17 protein-coding genes are annotated in these 18,835 nt (G+C 44.1%); 10 read left to right on the top strand and 7 right to left on the bottom strand.

The genetic code is table 11. From position 1 onward, the window contains the following. Positions 1-214 precede the first annotated feature (214 nt). The 4 genes from QT973_RS17465 to QT973_RS17450 all read left to right on the top strand — a co-directional run bounded on the left by QT973_RS17465 (position 215) and on the right by QT973_RS17450 (position 2,801). Positions 215-502, top strand: coding sequence for an NfeD family protein (locus QT973_RS17465; RefSeq protein ID WP_172191372.1), 288 nt, complete (start codon positions 215-217; stop codon positions 500-502). A gap of 113 nt (positions 503-615) precedes the next feature. After that, positions 616-903 carry an NfeD family protein gene (locus QT973_RS17460; protein ID WP_333051632.1) on the top strand — a complete coding sequence of 96 codons (288 nt, stop codon included), beginning with the start codon at positions 616-618 and terminating at the stop codon, positions 901-903. A gap of 127 nt (positions 904-1,030) precedes the next feature. Continuing rightward, a complete protein-coding gene (gene glyQ / locus QT973_RS17455) occupies positions 1,031-1,909 on the top strand; it encodes a glycine--tRNA ligase subunit alpha (protein WP_190660228.1) in 879 nt (292 codons plus the stop codon). Positions 1,910-2,033: 124 nt separating this feature from the next. Then, complete coding sequence (locus QT973_RS17450; RefSeq protein ID WP_333051635.1) at positions 2,034-2,801, top strand: ATP-binding cassette domain-containing protein; 768 nt, start codon at positions 2,034-2,036, stop codon at positions 2,799-2,801. A gap of 168 nt (positions 2,802-2,969) precedes the next feature. On the opposite strand, the gene QT973_RS17445 is transcribed toward QT973_RS17450, so the two are convergent. Continuing rightward, positions 2,970-4,241, bottom strand: coding sequence for an MFS transporter (locus tag QT973_RS17445; protein WP_333051638.1), 1,272 nt, complete (start codon positions 4,239-4,241; stop codon positions 2,970-2,972). Positions 4,242-4,650: 409 nt separating this feature from the next. After that, complete coding sequence (locus tag QT973_RS17440) at positions 4,651-5,163, bottom strand: DUF2808 domain-containing protein (RefSeq protein WP_333051640.1); 513 nt, start codon at positions 5,161-5,163, stop codon at positions 4,651-4,653. Between the two features lie 583 nt (positions 5,164-5,746). Here QT973_RS17440 and QT973_RS17435 point away from each other — a divergent pair. The 3 genes from QT973_RS17435 (at position 5,747) to QT973_RS17425 (ending at position 8,911) form a co-directional block, all read left to right on the top strand. Further along, positions 5,747-6,895 (top strand): Re/Si-specific NAD(P)(+) transhydrogenase subunit alpha, encoded by a 1,149-nt coding sequence (locus QT973_RS17435; protein ID WP_333051643.1) that lies wholly within the window; start codon positions 5,747-5,749, stop codon positions 6,893-6,895. A gap of 313 nt (positions 6,896-7,208) precedes the next feature. Beyond that, positions 7,209-7,502, top strand: coding sequence for an NAD(P) transhydrogenase subunit alpha (locus tag QT973_RS17430; protein ID WP_106150865.1), 294 nt, complete (start codon positions 7,209-7,211; stop codon positions 7,500-7,502). Further along, positions 7,499-8,911, top strand: a complete 1,413-nt coding sequence (locus tag QT973_RS17425) for an NAD(P)(+) transhydrogenase (Re/Si-specific) subunit beta (RefSeq protein ID WP_333209905.1) — start codon at positions 7,499-7,501, stop codon at positions 8,909-8,911. Before QT973_RS17430 ends, QT973_RS17425 begins: the two co-directional genes overlap by 4 nt. A 203-nt stretch (positions 8,912-9,114) precedes the next feature. On the opposite strand, the gene QT973_RS17420 is transcribed toward QT973_RS17425, so the two are convergent. Genes QT973_RS17420 through QT973_RS17410 form a run of 3 tightly spaced genes read right to left on the bottom strand, consistent with a single transcriptional unit; the run spans position 9,115 to position 10,097 of the window. Beyond that, positions 9,115-9,477 (bottom strand): DUF5615 family PIN-like protein, encoded by a 363-nt coding sequence (locus QT973_RS17420; RefSeq protein WP_332947362.1) that lies wholly within the window; start codon positions 9,475-9,477, stop codon positions 9,115-9,117. Further along, positions 9,477-9,818, bottom strand: a complete 342-nt coding sequence (locus QT973_RS17415; RefSeq protein WP_333270276.1) for a DUF433 domain-containing protein — start codon at positions 9,816-9,818, stop codon at positions 9,477-9,479. Before QT973_RS17415 ends, QT973_RS17420 begins: the two co-directional genes overlap by 1 nt. Positions 9,819-9,833: 15 nt before the next feature. Then, positions 9,834-10,097 carry a type II toxin-antitoxin system HicB family antitoxin gene (locus QT973_RS17410; RefSeq protein ID WP_333231265.1) on the bottom strand — a complete coding sequence of 88 codons (264 nt, stop codon included), beginning with the start codon at positions 10,095-10,097 and terminating at the stop codon, positions 9,834-9,836. A 261-nt stretch (positions 10,098-10,358) separates the two neighbouring features. On the opposite strand from QT973_RS17410, the gene QT973_RS17405 reads away from it, so the two are divergent. Together QT973_RS17405 and QT973_RS17400 are read left to right on the top strand one after the other, a co-directional pair. Further along, positions 10,359-11,054 carry a hypothetical protein gene (locus QT973_RS17405; protein ID WP_333391810.1) on the top strand — a complete coding sequence of 232 codons (696 nt, stop codon included), beginning with the start codon at positions 10,359-10,361 and terminating at the stop codon, positions 11,052-11,054. Positions 11,055-11,644: 590 nt separating this feature from the next. Continuing rightward, positions 11,645-14,740 (top strand): type ISP restriction/modification enzyme, encoded by a 3,096-nt coding sequence (locus QT973_RS17400; protein ID WP_333391808.1) that lies wholly within the window; start codon positions 11,645-11,647, stop codon positions 14,738-14,740. 143 nt (positions 14,741-14,883) lie between these two features. Here QT973_RS17400 and QT973_RS17395 read toward each other — a convergent pair whose 3' ends face one another. Continuing rightward, a complete protein-coding gene (locus tag QT973_RS17395; RefSeq protein WP_333051665.1) occupies positions 14,884-15,522 on the bottom strand; it encodes a Uma2 family endonuclease in 639 nt (212 codons plus the stop codon). A 283-nt stretch (positions 15,523-15,805) separates the two neighbouring features. Between QT973_RS17395 and QT973_RS17390 the strand changes: the two genes are divergently transcribed. Beyond that, the gene (locus tag QT973_RS17390) at positions 15,806-18,523 is read left to right on the top strand and encodes a protein-arginine deiminase family protein (protein ID WP_333391806.1); all 2,718 of its coding nucleotides are present in this window, start codon (positions 15,806-15,808) and stop codon (positions 18,521-18,523) included. Here QT973_RS17390 and QT973_RS17385 read toward each other — a convergent pair. Beyond that, a partial coding sequence (locus QT973_RS17385; protein ID WP_333209892.1) for a hypothetical protein occupies positions 18,520-18,835 on the bottom strand: 316 nt, incomplete at its 5' end. The two genes, QT973_RS17390 and QT973_RS17385, sit on opposite strands and share 4 nt — an antisense overlap.

Raw genomic sequence — 18,835 nt, 5'->3', positions numbered from 1 at the left:
GAATTACTGGATTTAGACTCCCCGCAACCGCTTCTCAAATCCCCTCAACATTTCAAAAATTATTTGCCTTTTATCCTGATAAAAGCACGGAAGGCAAGAACAATGAAATATCAAGGCAATCAATCAATCTTAACCGAGGAAATGCAGCCTCTCAAATAGCATAAACCGACAATTACACATCCCCATATATTTTAACACAACAGGAGTAAATATCATGTTCAACGTAGTAAAAGCTTTCGGCTCGATTTTCTCTACCCAAGGATACAGCACAGCTAACAATATGCTCATCAAAAATTACATCAACACCAATTTTAACTACTTCAACGAAGAAGCAGTAGTTGATGAATCTATTTACCCGAATCAAACAGGTCGCGTCCGCTTTCAAGGTAGCTGGTGGCCCGCACGGTGCGATCGCCAAATCACCCTCACACCGGGAGACACCGTTTATGTCATCGGCGTTGACAACATCACTCTGTTAGTTTCCCTCGCTCCCGCAGACTAAATCAGAGCATGAACAACCTGGTAATCAATTTTAACCAGGAAATGCTAGTTTTCAAAGAACACAAAATCGGCGATTAAACTTCGATATATTTTAACACAAAAGGAGTCAACAAAATGTTTAACGTAGTAAAAGCTTTCGGTTCTATTTTTTCTCTTCACACCTACAGCACAGAAAACAATCTCTTAATGGATAACTACATCAACACCAATTTTAACTATTTCAACGAAGAAGCTGTCGTCGATGAATCGATTTACCCGAATCAAACTGGTCGCGTCCGCTTCCAAGGTAGCTGGTGGCCCGCACGGTGCGATCGCCAAATCACCCTCACACCCGGAGACACCGTTTATGTCATCGGCGTTGACAACATCACTCTGTTAGTTTCCCTGGCTCCTGCAGACTAAACTAGAACTCGATCCAAACTGCCTAACTTTTCACACCCAAATCTGATTTCGGCAGGGTTTATGCAAATAAACCCTGCCTTTTGTATGCTTAAATAAGTTGAGACACTCGCTAACCATATTTAAACCAGTGAACTTTCAATCAGTCATTGCCACCTTAAACAAATTCTGGAGCGATCGAGGATGCCTGATCGCCCAATCCTACGACACAGAAAAAGGTGCAGGAACCATGAATCCCCACACCTTTCTCAGAGCAATTGGCCCCGAACCTTGGTCAGTCGCCTACATCGAACCCTGTCGCCGCCCCACCGACGGACGCTACGGCGAAAATCCCAACCGCTTCCAACATTACTATCAATATCAAGTTTTAATTAAGCCCTCTCCTCCCAACATCCAAGACATCTATTTAGACTCCCTCAGAGCATTAGGAATTAGCCCAGAAGACCACGACATTCGTTTCGTAGAAGACAACTGGGAATCGCCCACCCTCGGAGCTTGGGGCGTGGGCTGGGAAGTCTGGCTCGACGGCATGGAAATCACCCAATTTACCTATTTTCAACAGTGCGGTAGCATTGACTGTCGCCCCGTATCCATTGAAATTACCTACGGACTAGAACGCCTCGCAATGTATCTCCAAGAAGTCGATGCCATGACGAAAATTCAGTGGAAAGATGGCATCACTTACGGCGACGTTCACCTGCAAGGAGAAATTGAACAGTGTACTTATAACTTTGAAGCTTCTAATCCCGAATTGCTGTTTACTCTATTTGGATTGTACGAGCAAGAAGCAGAACAATTGACAAAAAAAGGATTGGTTTTGCCGAGTCTTGATTATGTGTTAAAATGTTCTCACACTTTTAATTTGCTCGACGCTAGAGGTGTGATTTCGGTAACGGAAAGAACCCGCTACATCACCAAAATTCGCAATTTGGCGCGGCGAGTTGCTCAGCTTTATTTGGAACAGCGCGAAAAGCTGGGTTTTCCATTGGAAAAAGCTGTAAAAGTTTGAGCAGGAAGCATGGCACGACACGGATTCGGACACGGATACACGGATTAATTTAGCTGTTAGATCCCCGACTTGTTAAAGAAGTCGGGATCTGGGTATCCGGTTTTTTATATTTTTAATTAATTCAATGCGTAATTCTTCAGAAAATAATACAGAAACAAATCCTCAACTGCGAATTGACAGTGTTAGTTTAAAAACACCGATCGCCTCAAGTCATTTGTTGGAAAATATATCCTTTCAGGTACACAAGGGAGCTCGCGTGGCAATTGTTGGCCCTTCAGGTGCGGGGAAAACAACGCTGTTGCGGCTGCTAAATCGACTCAGCACTCCCACCAGTGGCTCGATTTATCTGGAAAATACAGAATATCGCCAAATACCTGCGATCGAACTCCGCAAACAAATCACCCTCATCCTACAAGAATCCAAGCTTTTGGGAATGTCGGTGCGAGAAGCATTGGCTTATCCTTTAAAGCTGCGGGGCGTGACTTCATCAAACATTGCTGAGAGAATTAGCGGGGCGATCGAACAACTGCACATACCCCAAGAATGGCTAAATCGCACCGAATTCCAGCTTTCTACAGGCCAAAAACAGCTCGTGGCGATCGCCCGCGGCATCATCCTACAACCAAAAGTCTTGCTTTTAGATGAGCCAACATCCGCCCTCGACGCAGGAAAAGCTGCCCACCTTTTGCAAGTATTGACACAGCTAACAAACGGCAAAACCACTATTGTAATGGTAAACCATCAATTAGAATTAGCTGAGCAATTTAGCACGCGAATTCTGCATTTACAGCGCGGAAAGCTCATCGAAGATTTGCCCTCTCATCAAATTAATTGGGTGCAACTGCGGCAAAATTTAATTCAAGCTGAAGCTGAAGCCCAACAAGAATGGTGAACTCTGGTTGCGTAATTAATTTGGATGTTTTAACCGCAGAGGGCGCAGAGGGCGCAGAGAAAGAGAAGAGAGAAGTTTACAAATTGTTGAGGGTTGCTAGAGAGACAGTCAGATATTAGCTTTGGGAATTTTGTTTAAGGTTGGCTTTTGTGATTTGACGGTAAATTGTTACTGGGAAATTAAACCCATTTTTTGATAAATTGGCCGAACTAAGTTTTTTAAAGCTGGCAACTGTTTGGTAAAAATTATGGAGCCTACAACACAAATTATTCCTCCAATGATGACTGTATTGGGAGCGCCGATATAATTGGCCAATCCGCCGGCAACTAAATTCCCAAAGGGTGTCACTCCAAAAAATGCCATCGTGTATATGCTCATCACTCTTCCGCGTTTGTCGTCTTCTACAATTGTTTGCAAAAATGTGTTTCCTCCTGCAAATTGGATAATGAAACCAAACCCCACAAACAACATCATGATTAATGAGAGCCATAAGATGCGGGACAAGCCAAAACCTATCAGCCCAAATCCCATAATTGCCGGTGAAATCGCAATCAATTTGCCGAGGCCAACTATACTTTTGCGGGAAATCAAATAAATCGCGCCCGCGAAGGCGCCAACTCCCGAAGATGCCATCAAAAAGCCGAGGGTTTGTGCGTCGCCTTGCAGAATTTTGGTGGCAAAAATTGGGACTAATACTGTGTGGGACATTCCGGCAAAACTGACTAATGCTAATAGCAGTAAAATTGCTCTAATCGGGGGGAACCCGAAGGCATAAACGAATCCTTCTTTTAATCTTTGTAAGGGTTTGGTATTAGTTGCGGCAATTTTTCTGGGCTTGATTTGCATCGCTAATAAGCCTGCAATTACAGCGATGTAGCTGAGTCCGTCAATGAGAAAGCAATAACTTGCCCCGACTGTAGCTATCAGCAAACCTGCAATTGCTGGGCCGATTAATCTGGCTCCGTTGAACATGGAAGCGTTGAGGGCGATCGCATTTGCTAAATCTTCTTTCTTTTCTACAAGTTCCGGTACAAAAGCTTGCCGTGCCGGCGCGTCAAAGGCGTTAATTGCGCCTTGAAAGAAACTCAGTACCAGGATCTGCCAAATGTTAACGACTCCTGTTAGCGCTAAAAATGCTAGCGCTAAGGATTGAACCATTGCTAATATTTGAGTGGCAATTAGGACTCGGTGGCGGTTCCAGCGATCGATTAAAACTCCTGCAAAAGGCAGTAAAATTAATGTGGGGATTTGACTTGTAAATCCGACCACGCCGAGCATCCAAGGTGAATCGCTCAAATTGTAGACAAGCCAAATAGTAGCGACTTGCGTCATCCAACTGCCAATCAGTGAGAGGCCTTGTCCTGCAAAAAACAGGCGATAATTTCTCGATCTCAGCGCTGGAGGCAGTTTTATTGTTTTGATTTTTGCTAGTAGATTCATGCTGCAAGTACGGCCTTAGCAATCCTATTTGATTGGTAAACATTTTTTAGGGGTAGCGCCCCTAAGCCTACCCCTAATTAGCGAAGGGCAACTATCGGGGGACTGCCCCTAGACTCATTATTACGAATCATTGAGAATTGCGATATGAGCCGGAGGTTCTATTTTACAACTCCCGAAAACTGAGATGTTGCACCATTCTCAATAAGCTTTTGATGAACAGGCTTTCCGGCCTGTTCCACAAGAAAATTCACTCTTTGTGGAACAGGCCGAAAAGCCTATTAAGCGAGAATGGTGCAAGATGTGAGGAAAACCAAGATTTGAGTAGAGTTAAATTTTTCCACCCAGGAAAACGATCGCCACAGTTAAATTTTTATGTCGCGATCGCTTGACTAACGAGAAATTCCTTCCCTCAATTAATGCTCAACAGCCAAGTACCGAGGTAACGCAGCAAGGGAACATCCCCAGGGGTGCGGATGCGGACGTTGAAATGGTACATTCCGCCAGGGGATGGGTTTCTGACGTTGGAGAGTACAACCTCAACATTGTTGCCGGCGGCAATTGGTTCTGTGGGATAAATTTCTATGAATCGATTTTCTTTGTCCCAGATTACTTCTTGCAATTCTATTGTTTTGTTTCTGACGCGCACTTTAATGTCTTTTTGGTCAAATTCGCCTTTGTAGTAGTCTGGATAGGATATGTTGAGTTGGGCGATCGCCAAACTTACTTTGTTGGAAGGAATTCGCAGCCGATATCTATCGCCACTCATCCCGGCTGTACCGTAATCCAAGCGATAGTTTAATTGGTTGGCGCGTTCGGGGCCGCCGAAAATCGTGAATCCTGGCATGGACTGGGCTAAACTGATGGCGGGTAATCCAGCCACCAAGCAACCTGTAACTGCTAGTGCTGAAAATAATCGTCGCATAACAACTCCTCTAATTAAACTCTTGGTGAACCTTTAATATCGATCGCCCGAAATTTGCGATCGTGCCTACAATATATCGAATGTCTCAGCAATTTGATGAGGGCGAGCCGATTTTAGATTTTAGATTTTAGATTTTAGATTTACTCCCGTCTGCTTTGAGAATGAATCTGGGGGCTGGTTAGAACCCGACGCTTTTCTGTGCCTCCATCCTAAGTCTCCGAAACGCTGAATCTGGGAACCTCCGAACAAATTGCTCGATCGTCAATTATTTTTTGCGTATTTTTTGCGTAATACTGATAACTGACATTCTAACTACAGAATTAGGCGACATAAAATTGTATCATAATCTGTGGCTAACTTAACAATTTAGCGAATTTGAATGTATAAGATAAGTTAAAGATACGGGTCGAATTTGGGCGATCGGCTTTAGTATCAACGAGAGAAGTTTAGGGGAACGGCTGCTTCAATGTAAAGCAAGGCATCGGGCGATTAAAAATCGCACTTCAAGAAACCTGCAGAGGCAGGTTTTGTCTGTGTAGGCGCGGTTTCAACCGTCCTAGGAAGGCTTAAATAAGGAGAGTTCATGAAATTAGCGATCGCAAAAGAAATAGCAGCAGGGGAACGCCGGGTGGCTTTAGTACCCGACGCTGTAGCCCGATTAGTCAAACAGGGGGTCGAAGTTTGGGTTGAGGCGGGTGCCGGCGCACAATCCTTTTTCTCGGATCGTGCTTACGAAGAAGCGGGAGCTCAGGTTGTCGCCGATACCGCTAGGCTGTGGGGCGAAGCCGATATCGTCGTCAAAATCGGGGCCCTGCAAGAATCAGAAGTTCATCAACTCCGCGAAGGAGGCGTTTTCATCGGATTTTTGAATCCTCTGGGAGATCCGGCTTTAGTGCAGCGTTTAGCCGATCGCAAAGTAACGGCATTCAGCATGGAAATGATCCCGCGCACCAGCCGCGCTCAAAGCATGGATGCGCTGTCATCTCAGGGTAACGTCGCCGGTTACAAAGCGGTACTGATCGCAGCCGCCGCTTTGCCGAAATATTTCCCAATGCTGACAACGGCGGCGGGTACAATTCGCCCCGCGAAAGTATTGGTAATGGGTGTGGGCGTTGCTGGCTTGCAGGCGATCGCCACGGCGCGCCGTTTGGGTGCGGTAGTCGAAGCCTTCGACATCCGCCCGGAAACAAAAGAACAAGTGCAAAGTTTGGGCGCTAAATTCCTTGATGTCGAACTCAAGGAAGAAACCGTCGCCGCCGGAGGTTACGCTAAAGAATTATCAGAAGCGGCTAAAGAATACACCCGCCAAGTGCTCACCCAACACGTCAGCGCTTCCGATGCAGTGATTACAACCGCTCAAGTTCCCGGCAGAAAAGCACCTATTTTAGTTACTAGAGAAATGGTTTCTCAAATGAAGCCCGGATCGGTAATTGTTGACCTCGCGGGCGAACAAGGCGGCAATTGCGAATGCACGGAAGCGGGAAAAGATGTTGAATGGAACGGCGTTAATGTCATCGGCCCGATTAATGTGCCTTCGTCGATGCCTGTCCACGCTAGCGAAACTTACTCGAAGAATATCTCCTCTTTACTTCAGTTGATGCTGAAAGATAAGGAACTCAATTTGAATTTTGAAGACGATATCATTGCTGGTGCTTGTGTTGCCCGCGACGGTGAAATTAGCAACCAGCGAGTGCGGGATGCTTTGGCAGCTCAGGCATCAGCCGTTAGTTAGATTCGGTCGTTATGAGGCAAAGTCCGGCAGTCCGATAGTCCGGCAGTCCGATAGTCCGATAGTCCGGCAAGGGTTGAAACCCCTGCCTCAAAGCTCAAGTCCTCGCTATGAGGACTGAAGAACTGATTAAATATCTCCAAAAAAGGCTTTTTTGAACAGGCAAGATGCCTGTTCCACAAGAATTATTGGAGATGTTTATTAGTCCTCTTAAGAGGACTTTTGCTATGAGTCAGGGAATTCATTCCCTGGCGGACTGGCGGACGCAACCGGGAACGAGTTATAACCAATTACCAATTACCAGTTCACACTTGTTATGGCAGAAGGATTGATTGCAGGTTTAGTGGTGTTTACTCTAGCATCGTTTGTGGGATTTGAAGTAATTAATAAAGTCCCGCCGACGCTGCACACACCTTTGATGTCGGGATCGAATGCGATTTCGGGAATTGCGGTTTTAGGTGCAATTCTGATTTCTGGCCAAGGCAATGTGACTGTTACTTCGATTTTGGGGACGATCGCGATCGCCCTAGCCACAATTAACGTTGTCGCAGGTTTCTTAGTAACCGATCGAATGCTGCAAATGTTCAAGAAAAAAGAGGTTAAAGCGTGAGCGATTTTCTGCCCAGTGGCATTCAACTAGGTTATTTAGTTGCCGCATGTTTGTTTATTATCGGTTTGAAACAGTTGGGTTCCCCTGCAACTGCGCGTCAAGGGAATGTGTTAGCTGCGATCGGGATGTTAATTGCGATCGTCGGTACTTTGCTGGAAAAGCAAGTCATCAGCTACGAATTGATTGCTGTCGGAATTATCATCGGTTCCATTTTGGGAACAATTATGGCGAAAACCGTCGCGATGACGGATATGCCGCAGATGGTGGGTTTGCTTAACGGTTTTGGGGGCGCGGCTTCTGCACTCGTTGCTGTGGGCGAATTCTGGCGCTATCTCAGCATCCCGCAATCGCCGACGCCAGACGCGACAATCACGATCCTTTTGGGTGTGTTGATTGGCGGAATTACTTTCACTGGTAGCCTTGTGGCGTTTGCGAAACTGCAAGAATTGCTGCCGGGTGCGCCGATGACGTTTCCGCTGCAACAGCCGTTTAATGCCATGCTGGCGATCGCACTTTTAGTCGGCAGCGGTTATATGCTGACGAATCCCGAAAATGTGCCGGTATTCCTGGGTTTGGTGGCGATTTCCAATATTCTGGGAATCATGTTTGTGCTACCCATTGGGGGTGGCGATATGCCGGTGGTGGTGTCGCTGCTTAACTCTTATTCGGGGATTGCTGCGAGTGTGGCTGGGTTCATTTTGATGAACAATATGCTGATTATCGCTGGTGCATTGGTGGGCGCGTCGGGGATTATTTTGACGCAAATCATGTGCAAGGGGATGAATCGATCGCTTTCTAGTGTGCTGTTTAGCGCCTTTGGTAGCGGTGGTGCTAGTGCTGGGGCTGCTGCTGGGGCTGCTGGTGGTGCGATCGACAAAACTGTTCGCAGCATCAATCTCGAAGAAAGTGCGATGATGTTGGGTTATGCGCGATCGGTTGTAATTATTCCGGGTTACGGGATGGCTGTAGCGCAAGCACAGCACGCCGTGCGCGAGTTAGCCGACGGTTTGGAAAAAATGGGTGTTGACGTGAAATACGCGATTCACCCGGTGGCTGGGCGGATGCCGGGGCACATGAATGTGCTCTTAGCGGAAGCAAACGTGCCTTATCCGCAGTTGTACGATATGGACGATATCAATCCGCAGTTTGAAGAAACGGATGTGGCGTTGGTGATTGGTGCGAATGATGTGGTGAATCCGGCGGCGCGTCACGATACGGCGAGCCCGATTTACGGGATGCCGATTTTGGAGGTTGATAAGGCCAAGCATACGATCGTGATTAAGCGCGGGATGAGTGCTGGTTTTTCCGGTGTAGACAATGAGTTGTTTTACAAGGATAAGACGATGATGTTGTTTGGTAGCGCTAAGGATGTGGTTGCCAAATTGGTTTCTGAGGTGAAGCAATTGTAGGATTTTTTAACCGCAGATGAACGCGAATTAACGCGGATGATTAAACCCGGTTTCTTGTAGAAACCGGGTTTTTGTTTTGGGTTTGTATAGATGCTAATACTTCTCTTTCTTTCAGTCTCTTAGAGAGGGAATTCGTGTGACAAGAAGCAATTTTAATCGCCGAATTTTATAAAAAGATACTGCTATATTGTCCGCCCTGCGAATTATCTCAGTGGGATAAATTCAATCCTATCTTGATATTCATTTTCAAAAGATGCTCCCGCAATTTCAATTAACTCGTCAATCACTTGGCCCATATCTGCATTCAAGCGGATTGTGAGAATTCCTAAAACGTGGCGACCTTGGGCTGTATGATCTGACAAATGAACTGGCATTGAACGTCGGTTATTAGTAACGAGGATAAAGTTATTCTCCTCGCACCAACACAAGATTTCTGGATCTTTCGTTCCTTTAGGCGGAACACCTTCATCGCCAACCATTAAAACGACGATATCGGATTGATGATACAAAAGCTGCACCCGATATTCAGGGTCTATATTTTCGTCTAACAGGTATTTAACAGTCATTAATGAACTTTATCCCGTTGTGTAGATATGTTTTTTTGTTCCTTAATTTGACGCATTTTTAAGACAAAAGGTGATGGATTGCGATCGTATTCAGCTTCAGCTTTGAGGCAATATTCTAACCAATCTCCTACATATTTACCGACAGTTTTTGTATTTTCCAGATAGTAGAGAATGGTAGCATAAACTTGAGCCATAGTCACTGTCCGAAATTTTTGAGCTATGGCTTCTGGAGTTTGGCCGCGGTGGATGTATTCGTAGAGAATGTGTTCGATACCGACGCGGGTTCCTTTGATGCGGATATCTTCGGGTGTTAAAAATTCAAAGTAATCTTCTAATTGCATGATTGTTGTTCATTTTCACTGTGAGCTTTGAGCGTATACTGAGTGTAACACATTGGCTACTTCAGGCTGAGTGGGGTTAGTTGAAAGGGCGCTATGCAGCCGATTCTGGACTTCCGAAGAATCTGCTGTCTCAAAAAATAGTTCCAACGCTTCGATCAGATTCTGTCGCGCTGCTTCTATATTGTCACCTTGGCTGGCAATATCAAGTTCTGGGCAAAGGGATACATATCCGTCGCCGTCTCGTTCAATAATTGCTGTCAACTGTTGTGTTGACTTCATACTTTGAAGTGGCGGACTGCCAAGCTCAAACAATTATAGTTTTACTTGAGATTATATCATATCTTTCGCTGTTCGGTGGAGACGGGCGATCGCCCTATACAATGCTAGCTTGGTTTAAATAGTCACGGGCGATCGGTGCTAGTCAAATATACCTGCGATCGGAGATTTTTTAAATATAATGAAATCCTAAAGAATTAATAGAACTGCAAAAATTGTACTAACCTTAAAGCTAAAGTCAATTAAATTAAAAAATTTTCAACTATGTCAGATCAACCTTTTAATATCCGCCAACTAAATGGCCTAGATTATGACGAAGCAGAACCACTCCTGGAAGATTATCAGGAAACGCTAATCGAGCTATTTGTCAATGCTCCCGAAGGAGAAGAATACTGTAAAACTTATCCAGACGTGGGATTTTGGATCTCGCAGTTCATTTATTACGGTTTCGGCTATGAAGGTTTTACGCTGCCTAGCATGAAAGTGGAAGATGTGGCAACTGTAGTCGAAGAGTTGTTTCCCAGGAAAGTGAGTTTGCTTTCGCCGGAAGAAGGTGAAAATGCTATCCCGGAATTATTGGCGTTCTGGCAATTTTTGAAGCGAGAATTTAAACTGCGAAATGCCACTTCAATTATCAAATACCTGCGGGATATCGAGCCGGAATTTAAGGAGATTATGGAAGATTCCTCTAAATTTGGATTTGCCAAATCCTTTGTAACGATCGGTCATCAAGCAGGGTTTGATATAAGTACAAGGGAAGGTCTAACACAATTTCAGGAGATATATAATGCTAGCATTGCTCCTCTACTTGCAGCTAAAAACTCCGAGACATCGGGATTTTCCAGCCAACCGATAAGTGATAGTGCTGTCAATGAATCTAAAGCAAGTAAAGAAAAACAAAAAAAAGCCAAAAATACGGCGGCTGAATCGAGAAAACGCAACCGCACTAAGAAAAAATGAGGTTTAGCAAGTATCTATCCTCACTTCACTCTTCTTCTGATTCTTCTCAGCATCTTGTTAGCTTCTTCCCTCCCGCGAAACTTCCAAACTAATAAATAACACATCAAACAAAACCCGAAAATTCCTAACACGATCGCACTTTCTTCCGGTGAGTTGGTAGTTCTATCGAACTTCCCACTCTTCTGACTTGCTTGGATGTTGTTAGTTCGATCGACAGATCGCTCGCCCGCTTGCAAGTTAAAATTGTGTTGTTCAATCGCATTACTATTTTTAAGTTTTCGATCTATTGATTGAAATGACTTCGCCTGTTCGCAGCTTGTTAAGGATAATCCAATAAGGATAAAAATTAGGAAATAACAGCGACATTTCATGATTTTTACCTTTCGGTCAGCGAAAAAGAGAATAAATCCATATAGGGCTTACTGACTCCGACAAAGAAACCGGGTTTTTATCTAATCTGTCGGTAGCCACGAAGTATTTTCCTAAAAAACCCGGTTTCTGGGCCCCTATCTCCAGGACTATTCTATCTACTATAATAGCATTAAACGAATTCAGGAAACATTTCCAAACTAAACCAGGAAACTGATTCAATGCCATCTATATCTTTTGATGCTTACCTCAAGTCGATTCAAAATAACCTGCAAAAAGGTAGCGAGCGCAGCCATTATCCAGCGCTGAAAAATTTGCTGGATGACTCAGACAAGGGCATTGATGCCGTCATTGAAGAAAAAGGCAACAAGGCAGGAATTCCAGACTTTACCGTGCGGCGGCGGGAACTACTGGTGGGTTATGTAGAAGCGAAAGACGTTGGGCTAGACCTGGATCAGATAGAAAAATCGGAGCAATTGCAGCGGTATATAGAAGCGTTTCCTAATCTAGTATTGACCAATTATTTAGAGTTTCGTTGGTATGTGAATGGGAAGCGCAGGCAGAAGGAAATTTTAGCAGATCGTAGTGAGAATAAGCTGCAAATAAGGGCTACAGAAAAAATTGCGGCTCTGCTAGATCAGTTTATCAACTATACAGGCGAGATTATCAGCAGTCCTGAAGACCTGGCGCGACAGATGGCGAGGTTGACGAAAGCAATTCGGTTAGCAACAACAACGGCGCTTGAGGGAGAAAAGAAAGACGGCGAATTGCATCAACTGAAGCAGGGCTTTAGTGAGGTGTTGTTGCCCGATTTGAATGATGCTGATTTTGCTGATATGTATGCTCAGACGATTTCTTATGGGTTATTTGCGGCAAGAGTTGGTCATGCTCAAAATCCAGGGTGTGAACCGTTTACTCGGCGCACGGCTGGCACGTATATTCCGGCAACAAACCCATTTTTGAAGCGATTGTTTAATACGATCGTCGAAACGGATGCAGTCAGTCAGATCGATTGGGCGATCGACGATTTGGTGCAATTGCTGTCTCAAGTTGATATGGGCAGCATTCTCGAAAACTTTGGGCAGCGCACTCGTCAAGAAGACCCGGTGGTGCATTTTTATGAAACGTTTTTGGCGGCATACAATGCGGCTTTGCGAAAGAGTCGAGGCGTTTATTATACACCGGAACCTGTGGTGTCGTTTATTGTGCGATCGGTTGATGCTATTCTCAAAGACCGCTTCGATTTGCCATTGGGATTAGCTGATAACGCCAAAGATCCAGTAACACAAAAGCCGAAAGTGCAAATTCTCGATCCTGCAACGGGTACGGGTACGTTTTTGTATGAGGTGGTGAAGCAAATTTACCGCAATCTAGAAGAAATTGGTATGGCGAATCAGTGGGATAGCTATGTGCGAGATAATTTGCTGAATCGATTGTTTGGCTTTGAGTTATTGATGGCTCCCTATGCCATTGCTCACCTGAAGCTAGGGCTAGAACTTCAAGAACTTGGTTACAAATTTAAGGGCAAACAACGATTAGGCATTTACCTCACCAATACGCTGGATGAGGCACTGAAAAAATCAGAGATTTTGTTTGGTCAGTTTGTGGCACAAGAAGCAAATGAAGCTTCGACGGTGAAGCGAGATACACCTGTGATGGTTGTATTAGGCAATCCGCCTTACTCTTACGAGTCGTCAAACACAGGAGCATGGATTAGTGGTCTTGTTCGCGACTACTATCAAGTTGATGGTCAGCCATTGGACGAGAAGAATTCAAAAGGATTGCAAGATGATTACGTAAAATTCATTCGTTTTTCTCAATGGCGTATTAATGAAACTGGATTTGGGGTTTTAGCACTCATCACCAATCATGGATATTTAGATAATCCGACTTTTCGAGGAATGCGTCAAAATCTGATCCAAACTTTTTCGGATATCTATATTTTGGATCTTCATGGAAATTCTAATAAAAAAGAAATATCTCCTAATGGAGAACCCGATCAAAATGTTTTTGACATTCAGCAAGGTGTAAGTATAGGAATTTTCATTAAACAGCCTGGAAAATCATCATCTGCTGAAACACATCATTCTGAACTTTGGGGAAGTAGGTCAGACAAATATGAAGCTCTTAGCAACTTAGATATTGATACGATTGCGTGGAATAATCTTAAGCCTCAATCGCCTTTTTACCTTTTTATTCCTCAAAACATCACCTTGCTTACAGAATATGAAAAGGGTTGTAAAATCACAGAAATTTTTAATATAAACAGTCCCGGAATCATGACAGCACGGGATTCATTAACCATTCAGTTTAGTCAAGACGATGTATGGAAAACAGTTAATAACTTTTCAATTATTTCACCTAATGAAGCAATTCAGTTTTATGAATTACCAGAGAATACAAGAGACTGGCAAATTGAATTAGCTCAAAAAGATTTAAGATTATCAGGTATTTCAGAAACAAAAATTAAACCAATACTTTATCGTCCTTTTGACATTCGTTATACCTACTATACGAGTAATTGGAAAGGGTTTCATAGTTTGCCTCGTGGAAATGTGATGAACCATATGTTGACAGGTGAGAATTTAGGATTGATCACTGTGCGCCAAGTACCTGAAGGTATCTTCAATCATGTTCTTGCCACCAATTGTCTTGTTGATAATCGTATTACTTCTAGTAACAAAGGATACGGACAATTATTTCCTCTATACACCTATCCTGATACTGCCAATGAACAGGGTAGTTTATTTACTGAAAGGACTAAAAATTTATTTCCAGGTTTTTTAAGTTCAATCCAAGACAAGCTTGACTACATTCCCACACCAGAAGCAATCTTTTACTACATCTACGCCATCTTCCATAGCCCTACCTATCGCCAACGCTACGCCGAGTTTCTCAAAATCGACTTTCCTCGTGTGCCGTTGACCCGCAATGACCAGCTATTTAAAGACTTGGGTGCAAAAGGTCAGGCATTGGTAGACCTGCACCTGATGAAATCGAAAAAACTTAATAAGCTGATTACTAAAATGAGTGGCGATGGTGACAATGCCGTTACCGAAGTTATCTATAAACCCGCTGAACAGCGAGTTTATATCAACAAAACCCGCTATTTTGAAGGCATAGCCCCCGAAGTTTGGGAGTTTAAAATTGGCGGTTATCAGGTGTTGGACAAATGGCTGAAAGACCGTAAGAAAGCCAAACGCACTTTATCCTTTGATGATGTACTGCACTATCAAAAGGTGGTGGTTGCGCTCAAAGAAACCATGCAACTGATGGTAGAAATCGATCAACTGATTCCGGGTTTTCCCATAGAGTAAGATTCAGGACTTACTGACTCCGACAAAGAAACCGGGTTTTTACCTAATCTGTCGGTAGCAACGCGTCTTTTCGTAAAAAACCCGGTTTCTGGCCTGGTGTGCGATGATCGGAAATCAACCCATTTACACTTACAACACTCAACTCATCCAATCAGTCGTTGTCGAAATTCTTTAACTGCTGCGAGGGAATTCGGATATCGAACATATTCTGCCAACAATTCTATATCTAAATTAGGCAGGATTTCACTGCGACTGATTTGCTCATAACCGCAGGTTTGGACAAATTGAACTGGAATTTCTTCTCGCAGGTAGTAGAGGCTAAAATTTTCATTTTGCCAAAACCAAACTTCTTTAACATTTAACCGTCTGTAAACTTCCAATTTATTCAGGCCACCACTGGTAACAACAACCTCAATTGCTAAATCGGGAAATTCTTTGTCTGTACCAATGCAGTAAGCTTCATCAGGTTCCGTCCCGCCTCTTTTTTCCTCTTGCCGTAGGCTGGTAGAACCAAATGGAAAATAGTCTATATCTGCTTCTAAAAAGTAAATGAGTAAAAGGTCTCCAATGCGAGTTTTTCTGTTTTCATGGCGGCGGGAAGGTGACATAATTTCTAAGACTCCATCTAAATACGTGACTCGATATGCGGAAGTATCCCCACTTCTGGTGAGTAATGTTTCATATTGTTCCCAGTTGACGCGATCGGTAATATAGCGACATTCGGAATCTTGGCGTTGGAGTGCTTGTTGGTCAAGTAGAGCATTGAGATCGCTTGTCAACATACTATTACCTCCTTTAGGTTGTCTTGATTGTAATGAGAGTTAATGCGATCGTGATGAATACTATATAATAATTTAAATATTATCAAATCTTAGGGACTCCGACAAAGAAACCGGGTTTCGACTTCGCTCAACCACCAGGAGTTTTTATCGAATCTCTGAACAGCAACAAAGTATTTTCGTAAAAAACCCGGTTTCTGGGCCGCCATGCGTAAGTCCTTATAATTAAATCCCCAATTGCTCCCAAGATTAGGTAAAATTATTGGCGTGTCTGAGGATAAACTATATGCGTTTGGTTAAATATATTGCGATCGCCATTATCAATGGTTTCGGTGTCGTCATCGGTATTATTTGGGTTGCAGTCCCCACAACAGTGGCTCAACCTTCCCTAAACTACCAACTCGCACTCTCTGGGCGACAGTCAGAGGGCGAAAATCCGCAATCCCTTTCCGAACTCTACAAATTGCGCGATCGGCTCAAAGTACAATTAGATAACCTTGCCAAAAATCCCGACAGCGCCCCGTTTCCGGCAGAACTTTGGAAATCAGCAATCCACCGCCAGCAATCCGAAACTCTGACGCAGCAACTCGAAAACGTTCAAAGTCAGATTCAAATAGAACAAAGAGCCAAATATAATTGGGACGATGCTGCTAAATTAGCCGCCCAAGCAGTAGTAATTGGACGCAATTCTAATCCTTCTTCTGCTACTTGGGAAGAGTCCCAGCGGCTGTGGCAGTTGGCTATCAATACGCTGCGACTCATTCCTCACGATTCTTTTTTGGCCGATCGGGCGATCGATAAAACCATCGAATACCAAGGAAACCTCAGTGTCGCAACCTATGAAATGCAAGTCGCACGTTCGGTAGAGAAAATTAGAACCGAGGAAGAAGAGATAAGAGAGCGAGCCCGACAAGAGCAAGAGAAAAAAGAATTTGCTCGTCGAGAAATAGAGAGAAAAGAGCAAGAGAAAAAAGACCGGGCTAGAAAAGAGATTGAAAGGCAAGAGTTTGAAAAGCAAGAATTAGCCCGTAAAGAACTTGAAAGGCAAGAATTAGCCCGTAAAGAACTTGAAAGGCAAGAATTTGAAAGGCAAGAGTTAGCCCGTAAAGAACTGGAAAGGCAAGAATTTGAAAGGCAAGAATTAGCCAGAAAAGAACTGGAAAGGCAAGAATTAGCCAGACAAGAATTAGCTAGACAAGAACTGGAAAGGCAAGAATTAGCCAGACAAGAATTAGCTAGACAAGAACTTGAAAGACAAGAACTTGAAAAGCAAGAGTTAGCTAGACAAGAACTTGAAAGGCAAGAATTAGCCAGACAAGAATTAGCCCGACAAGAACTGGAAAGACAAGAGTTAGAGAGAAATCAGCAAGCAACTCCTCAACCAACTCCTGAATCAACTGCAACACCAACCCCCACCCCAGTTACACCCGCCGCGTCCCCGTCGAACTTTTTCTTTGCGGGAGATACCAACAGAGATGGCCAAATTAACCAGCAAGACGAAGCTGGAAAAGAACAATGGTCTTTGTCCAGTGGTGCGCTAATTTCATTTAACGATCGCAATAACGATCGCGGCAAGATACCGACTTGGAAACAAACCAAAGTTATGGTTCCCCGCCGTGCAGCAATGCTTTCTCAAGTTAACTTAAACCTGTCTGAAAGCTTCAAAACCTCTCAGTTATTTATCACTGCTGATAGCATTGCTAGCCCTCACATCAGCGTTTTCCAGAAGACGGGGGACGGCTGGCAACCTGTAGATATATCCGGTGCTAAACCTCTAGTTTTCAGCACCAATATTGTTTTAGGTGTCGAAGCAAAACAATTTGCCGATCGCAATTGGAACGGCACTGTTAATCTCAAAGCAACTGCCCAAAACAACGGTCAAGAAATCGCCTCCACAACAATCCAAATGGGCGTTAGTCCTTGGATGATAGCGCCCAATACAGCACCAGTAACCGAAGTTCAGGTCAGCGACAGAGGCGCGGTAAACAGCGAATTTATCTCCCAACTCAAACAAGCAGTAGAACCCACGGGCGCTAAAGTAAAAATTATCCAGGGCGATCGCACTTGGATGCAAGATACCCAGAAAAACGGATACGTTCAACTCCCCGAAAAATCGGAGATACGCCAGTTTAATGTCGCCCTAAAAAGCAATAGCGAGCCAGAGAAAAACCCGCCTATTAAATCAAGTCAAAACCGGGATTTGAAAGTAGTTAAAATTGGCAATCCTCGTTCTTTAGACCCTGTAAGTCAGTGGTCTGACGGATACGGCAATTTGCAGGTGACACCGCCGATTCCCGGACACCCAATGGGTCGAGTTTATTACGGGAATTCGGGAAATGCTAGTTTTAATCCAGAGGTACTTGATTTTATTCAAGCTCAGAGAATTCAAGGGCCGCCAGTGGATATTGATACTTCTTGGCTTTTGACTCGCCAAGTCGATGAAATTATCAATTTTATTCCCACTCAAACTCCCGGACAATATGTAATGGCGATCGCCAGTCCCGAAGCCGGAGTTAAGCTGTTGGAAGAATTGGAGGGAAGAGGTTACGGCGATGTGGCGATCAATCGTGGTTTGAGCACTCAAACAACTGTCAGCGCCGCCTTGAAAAACCGTGCTTTAATTCAACACAATCTCTATTTGCAAAATCAGAAACTTAATCCGATTATAGAGAAGTTGAAAAGAGAGTTTTTACTCGGAGACGACCAAATTGTTCAAGTTCCAGTGATGTTTGGCTACAGCGGTTATGCTTGGTGGCCGAATATGGTCAATTCGGTGCCAGTTAACGGCAAGTTGTTAGTTTCAAATCCGCGCGGGCCAATGATTGACGGTGTAGATTACACTCAGGAAAGATTGCGCCAACTGCTGCTTCCTGCTGGGGTCAGCGTTAGTTTTCTGGATGATAGGTATTATCAAGAATTGAAAGGAAACGTGCAGTCGGCGACGAATACTGTGAGGAAGCCAGAAGAGCGGCCTTTTTGGCAGTCTTTGCCTAATAATTACTAATTGGGAATCGGGAATGGGGAATCGGGAATCGGGAATCGTGAATCAGGAATTTGTAGGGGCGGGTTCACCAACAATACTCGCCTGTAACTGACAATCTCGTAAACCCGCCCCCACCCAACAGTAAATCTAATTGGGAATCGGGAATGGGGAATCGGGAATCGCGAATCAGGAATTTGTAGGGGCGGGTTCACCAACAATACTCGCCTGTAACGAACAATCTCGTAAACCCGCCCCCACCCAACAGTAAATCTCAATATACCTCCTAAACCCGCCTCCCTAGTACCATTTTTATGAACAGGCAAGATGCCTGTT

Origin of the sequence: Microcoleus sp. Z1_A1, from assembly GCF_036700305.1 — a bacterium.
GTDB lineage: Bacteria > Cyanobacteriota > Cyanobacteriia > Cyanobacteriales > Microcoleaceae > Microcoleus.
Note: the sequence above shows the minus strand (reverse complement) of the source record. Positions and strands in the feature narration are given on the sequence as shown.

Coding starts and splice junctions, on each gene's coding strand:
- QT973_RS17465 (WP_172191372.1), top strand. CDS start 215: ATGTTCAACGTAGTAAAAGCTTTCGGCTCGATTTTCTCTACCCAAGGA.
- QT973_RS17435 (WP_333051643.1), top strand. CDS start 5,747: ATGAAATTAGCGATCGCAAAAGAAATAGCAGCAGGGGAACGCCGGGTG.
- QT973_RS17410 (WP_333231265.1), bottom strand. CDS start 10,097: ATGAAGTCAACACAACAGTTGACAGCAATTATTGAACGAGACGGCGAC.
- QT973_RS17445 (WP_333051638.1), bottom strand. CDS start 4,241: ATGAATCTACTAGCAAAAATCAAAACAATAAAACTGCCTCCAGCGCTG.
- QT973_RS17395 (WP_333051665.1), bottom strand. CDS start 15,522: ATGTTGACAAGCGATCTCAATGCTCTACTTGACCAACAAGCACTCCAA.
- QT973_RS17390 (WP_333391806.1), top strand. CDS start 15,806: ATGCGTTTGGTTAAATATATTGCGATCGCCATTATCAATGGTTTCGGT.
- QT973_RS17415 (WP_333270276.1), bottom strand. CDS start 9,818: ATGCAATTAGAAGATTACTTTGAATTTTTAACACCCGAAGATATCCGC.
- QT973_RS17420 (WP_332947362.1), bottom strand. CDS start 9,477: ATGACTGTTAAATACCTGTTAGACGAAAATATAGACCCTGAATATCGG.
- QT973_RS17430 (WP_106150865.1), top strand. CDS start 7,209: ATGGCAGAAGGATTGATTGCAGGTTTAGTGGTGTTTACTCTAGCATCG.
- QT973_RS17460 (WP_333051632.1), top strand. CDS start 616: ATGTTTAACGTAGTAAAAGCTTTCGGTTCTATTTTTTCTCTTCACACC.
- QT973_RS17450 (WP_333051635.1), top strand. CDS start 2,034: ATGCGTAATTCTTCAGAAAATAATACAGAAACAAATCCTCAACTGCGA.
- QT973_RS17440 (WP_333051640.1), bottom strand. CDS start 5,163: ATGCGACGATTATTTTCAGCACTAGCAGTTACAGGTTGCTTGGTGGCT.
- QT973_RS17405 (WP_333391810.1), top strand. CDS start 10,359: ATGTCAGATCAACCTTTTAATATCCGCCAACTAAATGGCCTAGATTAT.
- QT973_RS17400 (WP_333391808.1), top strand. CDS start 11,645: ATGCCATCTATATCTTTTGATGCTTACCTCAAGTCGATTCAAAATAAC.